We start from the raw sequence: 6,436 nt of genomic DNA, 5'->3' as shown, positions 1-6,436 counted from the left end.
AACTCCAATGGCCATTGCGGGCCAGTTTCACGACGTTCGGGCGCACGTCCTTGCAATGCACATGGCAAATCCTGTCGATATGCTTATTTAAAACCGCCAGCGCATCGCCGCCGGCAAACGTGATGTGGCCGGTGTCGAACAGCAAGCCGACCTCGGTCCCCGTCAAGGCCATCAGTTGATCCACGTCGGCCGGCGTTTCCACGTAGGCGCCCATGTGATGGTGATAGGCCAGACGCACGCCGTGCGCCAGCAGATGCGCGGCAAACGCCGTCAATTTATCGGCGTACTCCTGCCATTGCTGCTGCGACTGGAAACGGGGGCGTTTATACAGCGGGCGCGCTTCGCCCTGGATGGCGTCGGCCACTTCGCCATACACCATGACAGTGGCGCCGCTGTCAGCCAGCAAGCGCAAGTGCGAGGCCACGGAGGCGATCTCTTCTTCGACGCTGCGCTGCGCCAGGCGGCCCGAATACCATCCGGAAACACAGGCAAGATGGTATTTGCCCAGCACGGCGTTCAGGGCCGGCGCATCCTTGGGAAACTTGTTGCCCAGTTCAAAACCCACGTAGCCGATCTCGGCGCCTTCCTTCAGGGCTGTTTCCAGCGGGGTTTCGCCGCCCAGGCTCGGCAAATCGTCGTTCATCCACGAGATCGGGTTGATGCCGATCTTCACATTCCATGTCGGTGCGTTCATTGTTGTTGTCCTTGGCGGTCAAGTTCATAACGGGCGCGCGCAGCTTGCACGGCTGGCTGGGTGGAAACCTCGGGCACGGCCACTTCCCACCAGCAACCGCCCTCTTCGGTCGTGCGCGTGTCGTCCGTATCGATGCAAATCAAGTAGGTGCGGGAAGCGGCCCGGGCGCGCAGCATGGCCTGTTCCAGTTCCGCGATATTGGCCACGTGCTCGGACAGCGCGCCCAAGGATTGCGCATGCAGGGCAAAGTCGATGCGCGGGGCGCTATCGGGCAACATATTGTTGAACGAAGGATTGCCGCAGGCCTGCTGCAGGCGGTTGATGCAGCCGTAGCCCCGGTTGTCGAGCACGACGATGATGAGTTTTTTATCGAGCATGACGGAGGTGGCGATTTCCGAATTCATCATCAGATAGCTGCCGTCGCCCACCATGACAATGACCTCGGCATCGGGTTTCGCCATCTTGACGCCGAGGCCGCCGGCGATCTCGTAACCCATGCACGAGTAGCCGTATTCCATGTGGTAGCCGCCTGGCGTCGACGTGCGCCAGAGTTTATGCAGTTCGGCCGGCAAGGTGCCCGCCGCGCAGACGACGATATCGTTGCCGGTGGAATCCGCCGAAGAGCGCTGCACGGCGCCGATGACTTCGCCGTCGTACGGCAAACCGGCCACCTCGCGCTTGCCCGTGATGCTTTTGACCGTTTCGCGCCAGGCGCGGCCCGCCTGCTGCGCCCGGTCCATCCACTGGCCCGCGCTATTCCAGCTGCCCAGCAGCCGCGACAGGCCCTGCAAGCCAAGCGTCGCGTCCGCCTGCACACCGAGGCCACGGCGTTTCAGGGCATCAAAGCTGTTGACGTTCAGGCTGACCAGTTGCGCCTGTGCAAACAGGGAGTTGGAACCCGTCGTGAAATCCTGCAGGCGCGTGCCGATAGCCAGCACCACGTCCGCGTCCGCCGCCAGGCTGTTGGCCGCAGGCGAGCCCGTCACGCCAATGGCGCCCAGCTGCAGCGGATGGTTCCATGGCAGAGAACTTTTACCGGCCTGGGTTTCGGCCACGGGAATGCCATGGCGCTCGGCAAACGCCTGCAAGGCGGCGCTGGCCTGGCCGTACAGCACGCCGCCACCGGCCACGATCAACGGCTGCTTCGCGTTTTTCAACAGCAGCGCCGCTTCTTCCAGTTCCTGTTCGACAGGCGGCGAGGCGCGGAAACGCACGATGCGCGGTTCGAAAAAATCGGCCGGATAGTCATACGCCATCGTCTGCACGTCTTGCGGCAGAGACAAGGTGACGGGACCGCAGGCGGCCGGGTCCGTCAAGGCGACAATGGCGCGCGGCAAGGCGGTGAGCAACTGCTCCGGATAGACGATGCGGTCAAAGTAGCGCGACAAAGGTTTGAAAGCGTCATTCACCGACACGCTACCGTCAGATGCATCTTCCAGCTGCTGCAGCACCGGGTCCGGCGCGCGCGAGACGAAGACGTCGCCAGGCAGCAAGAGCACAGGCAAACGGTTCACGTGCGCCAGCGCGGCGGCCGTCAGCAAGTTGGTGGCGCCCGGGCCGATGGAGCTGGTGACGGCCATCATGCGCCGGCGCATGTGCGCCTTGGCGTAAGCGATGGCCGAGTGCGCCATCGCCTGTTCATTATGCGCGCGGTAAGTCGGGAAGCTGTCGCGGTACTGGTACAGCGCCTCGCCAATGCCGGCCACGTTGCCATGGCCAAAGATGGCAAAAGCGCCGCCGAACAAAGGTTCGCCCTCTTCCGTACGCAGCGCGGCCAGGTAGCGCACCAGCGCTTGGGCCATCGTTAAACGAATCGTACTCATGCCGCACGCTCCAGACGGTTGCGTGTACGCTGCCACAGGGAAATGAGCTGTTCGAAGTTGGCGCGCACGGCGGTGATCAGGCCCACATCGTCGAGTTCGCCCGCCAGCCAGCGGCGGCTCGGTTCCTGGAAGATAGTGCGGCCGACCATGAAACCCTTGCAGGTGGTGCTGGCACTGGCTTGCTCGAAACTGGCGGCCAGGGCGGCGATCGGCGCGTTCAAACCCAGCAGGACGACGCCACGGCAATACGGATCACGCTCATGCACGAGGGCATCGATGGCTTGCCATTGCTGGGCTGACATGCTTTCCAGCTTCCACCATTCCGGATAAATGCCCAGGTTGTACAGGCGCTTGACGGCACGTAACACCGTATCGTCGTGCTGCGGCAAGGACTTGGCAGGGATAATTTCCAGCAGCAACTCATGGCCCGTGATTTGCGCTGCATCATACAGGCCCTTGATCTGCGCTTCCTGCTCCAGGCGGTTCTCCGGCGTATCGTCCGGGTGCAGTTGCACCAGGCACTTGATCACGTGTTCCCTGGGCCACTGCGTCAACCGCGAAGCGAGCGAGCGGCCCCAGTCGAACTGCAGGGGATTCGAGCCCGGCATCTCGACGGGACGGCCTATCCACCAGCCGCGACCCGTCGCGTCGTTGAGCGCGTCGGCGCCATAGCGGTCATCGATGAGCACGCCCGTCCCGCCCTGCAAGCCACGTGCCGCTTCCGTCTCGCCCACGGCTTGCACGAACAATTGCTTGAGCTGTGAAATCCGCGCTTCATCGCTGACACCCTGCTGGGCCAGCTCAAAGAATTGCGTGCGGTGATCAAACGCAAACACGCACAGCTCGTTCCACTCTTTGCGCGCGACCGTCGTGCGGTGCAAACGCGCCAGGGTGGCATCCTGATCCGGGCGCGTCAGTTTGTCCGCATTGGCGAGGAAATAGTCGAGCTCGACGGGCGACGGCATGGCCGGCGCGCAGCCATGGCGCGACACGACGAGGGCGCCGCAGCCATTCGCATAGCGGCAGCACGCCGCGTAATCCTCGCCGCGCAGCCAGCCTTTCAGGAAGCCAGAGATAAAAGCGTCACCCGCGCCCAGCACGTTCAGCACTTCCACGCGCACGCCCTGATAGTTGAATGCTTCATCGAGACTGGCCGGCATGGCCGCCTCGATGACGGCGCAACCGAGCGGCCCGCGCTTGACGACGAGAGTAGCGCCGCTCACCGAGCGCACGGCACGCAAACTGGCCAAGATGTCCGCGCCGCCGCCGGCGATCATGAATTCCTCTTCCGTGCCGACGATCAAGTCGAACTGCGGCAGGATGCTTTGCAGATGTTTGGTGACGCCTTCGTTCGAAACGAAACGCGTTTCGCCATCGGCCTTGCCCGACAGGCCCCACAGCACGGGCCGGTAATCGATGTCGAGCACGGTGCGCACGTTGTTGGCGCGGGCCAGCTGCAGCGCCTGCGTGCTGACGGCGTGCATGGCACTAGTAGAGAAATGCGTGCCGGTGATCAACAGCGCCTTGCTCGAGGCAATGAAAGCCGCATCCACCGACGATGCGTCGATGGCCATGTCGGCGCAATTTTCACGGTAGAAAATCAGGGGAAACGTGTTCTTGTCCTTGATGCCCAGCATGACTAAAGCCGTGAGGCGGTCGCGGTCGATGCCCACGTGGCTGACGTCGCAGCCCTCTTTCGACAGGGTGTCGGTGAGGAAACGGCCCATGTGGTCGTCGCCCACTTTCGACAGCATGGCCGACTTCAAGCCCAAGCGGGCCGTGCCGAAGGCGATATTCGCCGACGAGCCGCCCAGGTACTTGGCGAAACTGGTCGCGTCTTCCAGGGGGCTGCCGATCTGCTGCGCGTACAGGTCCACCGCCAGGCGGCCCAGGCAGATCACGTCCAGCGCGCGGCCCTGGGCAAATTGTGTGGAATTATTCATGGCTATCCTTAAATCGTGACACCGTCGAGTTCACTCATCAGCGTTTGCATTTCCGCCCCGCCCGCCATCATGTCCAGCAAGGCATCCTTGCTCACCGTATCCTTGGTGAAGGTGCCCAGCGACTTGCCCCGATTCAACAACGTGAACGAGTCGCCGACCGGATACGCATGGTGCACATTATGCGTAATAAAGATCACGGAAATGCCCCGCTCGCGCGCCTTGTAAATCAGTTTCAGCACATTGAACGATTGCTTCACGCCCAGGGCCGCCGTCGGCTCGTCGAGGATCAGCACGCGGGCGCCGAAGTGGATGGCGCGGGCAATGGCCAGGCACTGCTTTTCGCCGCCCGACATGGTGCCGATGGCCTGGTGCGGGTCGCGCACCATGATGCCCATCTCGGCCAGCTTGGCGCGCGCCGTCTCGGCCGCGTAGTCGATATCCATCACGGGCACCAGGCCCAGCAGCTTTTTCATCGGCTCGCGGCCCATGAAGAAATTGCGCGCCACGGACAGCAGCGGCACCAGCGCCAGATCCTGGTAGACGGTGGCCACGCCCATGTCCAGCGCTTCGCTGGGCGAATTGAAGACGACGGGCTTGCCATCGACCAGGTATTGGCCATCGGTGGGCTTGTGCACGCCGGCCAGGGTCTTGATCAGGGTGGACTTGCCGGCGCCGTTGTCGCCCAGCAAACAGTGCACTTCGCCTTCCTTCAACCGCATGGTGATGTTTTGCAGCGCCAGCACGGAGCCGAAACGCTTGCTGACATTTTCCAGGGCAAGAATATGCTCGCTCATGATTTATCTCGCTTCCGTGACGCGTGAGCGTACAAAGTTATTGAACAGCACCGCGATCAGCAGCATGACGCCGAGGAACACGCGGAACCAGTCCGAATTGATGTTGGTATAAGTGATGCCGATCTGCACCACGCCGAAGATCAGCGCGCCGAAGCAGGCGCCGACGACGGAACCGTAGCCGCCCGTCAACAAGGCGCCGCCGATGACGGCCGCGATGATGGCTTCGAATTCCTTTTGCATGCCGCGGTCGGCGGCGGCCGAACCCACGTCGCATACTTGCAAGGTGGCAAACAGGCAGGCGCAGAAGGCCGTGAAGACGAACAGCGAAATTTTCACCTTGCGCACCGGCACGCCCACATTCTTGGCCGCGTTGGCGTCGCCGCCCACGGCGAACATCCAGTTGCCGAAACGGGTACGCGACAGGACAAACGCAGCGCCGGCGGCCAGCACCAGCCACCAAGCGATCACTTTCGGAATGCCCTTGACCAGCGGCGAACCGTCGTCGAGCACGGCGATCCAGCCATGCGCACCCATCCACTGGAACAGGCCCGTGGCCACATTGCCGTGGAACAGCAGGCTGGCCAGCCAGTCCTGCGCCGCCAGGTCGCCCACGCCGCTGACGATGGTGCGGTTGGCGAACATGATGGACAAGGCCAGGGTCAGGCCGCGCAGGATGAACAGGAATGCCAGGGTAACGATGAACGATGGCAAGCGCGTCTTGATGACGATGTAGCCGTTGAGCCAGCCCAGCGCCATGGAACCGGCGAAGGCGAAAATAATGGCGGCCCACAGTGGCCAGTGGAAATAAATCGTCGGGATGGCGATCATCATGCCGGCAAAGCCGATCATGGAGCCGATCGACAGGTCGAATTCACCGGCGATCATCAACAGGCAGGCGCCGATGGCGATGATGCCCAGGTAGGATGCCACTTGCATCCAGTTGACGACGCCATCGAGGTTGAACATGCCGGAGTCGCCGGCCGTGATGACGAAGAAGGCAAACACGAGCACCGCGCCGGAAATCGAGGCGAACTCGGGGCGGCCAAAAAAACGTTTGACCCAGCTGGTCGTGCCTACGCGCTCGTCGGCGGCGGCAACTGGCTTGCTGGAGGCGCCGGGAGGCGGAGGAGGATTCATGCCGGGGCTGGCCAGGCTGGATTTGAGCGCAGTCATACAAAGTCC

The 6,436-nt window shown here is 62.7% G+C and carries 5 protein-coding genes; all 5 read right to left on the bottom strand.

Annotated elements, in window-relative coordinates; all coding sequences use genetic code 11:
* Positions 1-694 (bottom strand): myo-inosose-2 dehydratase (gene iolE / locus GYK42_RS25860; protein ID WP_166449824.1); only part of this gene is annotated, 694 nt, incomplete at its 3' end.
* Complete coding sequence (iolD, locus tag GYK42_RS25855; protein ID WP_166449823.1) at positions 691-2,517, bottom strand: 3D-(3,5/4)-trihydroxycyclohexane-1,2-dione acylhydrolase (decyclizing); 1,827 nt, start codon at positions 2,515-2,517, stop codon at positions 691-693. The genes iolE and iolD, both read right to left, overlap by 4 nt.
* Positions 2,514-4,460: a bifunctional 5-dehydro-2-deoxygluconokinase/5-dehydro-2-deoxyphosphogluconate aldolase gene (locus tag GYK42_RS25850; RefSeq protein ID WP_166449822.1), complete on the bottom strand. Its 1,947-nt coding sequence runs from the start codon at positions 4,458-4,460 to the stop codon at positions 2,514-2,516. Before GYK42_RS25850 ends, iolD begins: the two co-directional genes overlap by 4 nt.
* An 8-nt stretch (positions 4,461-4,468) precedes the next feature.
* Positions 4,469-5,254 (bottom strand): ATP-binding cassette domain-containing protein, encoded by a 786-nt coding sequence (locus GYK42_RS25845; RefSeq protein ID WP_046684857.1) that lies wholly within the window; start codon positions 5,252-5,254, stop codon positions 4,469-4,471.
* A gap of 3 nt (positions 5,255-5,257) precedes the next feature.
* Complete coding sequence (locus tag GYK42_RS25840; RefSeq protein WP_205711560.1) at positions 5,258-6,391, bottom strand: ABC transporter permease; 1,134 nt, start codon at positions 6,389-6,391, stop codon at positions 5,258-5,260.
* Positions 6,392-6,436 lie beyond the last annotated feature (45 nt).

The organism is Janthinobacterium lividum (assembly GCF_011601275.1).
Classification (GTDB): Bacteria; Pseudomonadota; Gammaproteobacteria; order Burkholderiales; family Burkholderiaceae_D; genus Janthinobacterium; species Janthinobacterium lividum_E.
This window is presented reverse-complemented; position numbering and strand designations above follow the sequence as displayed.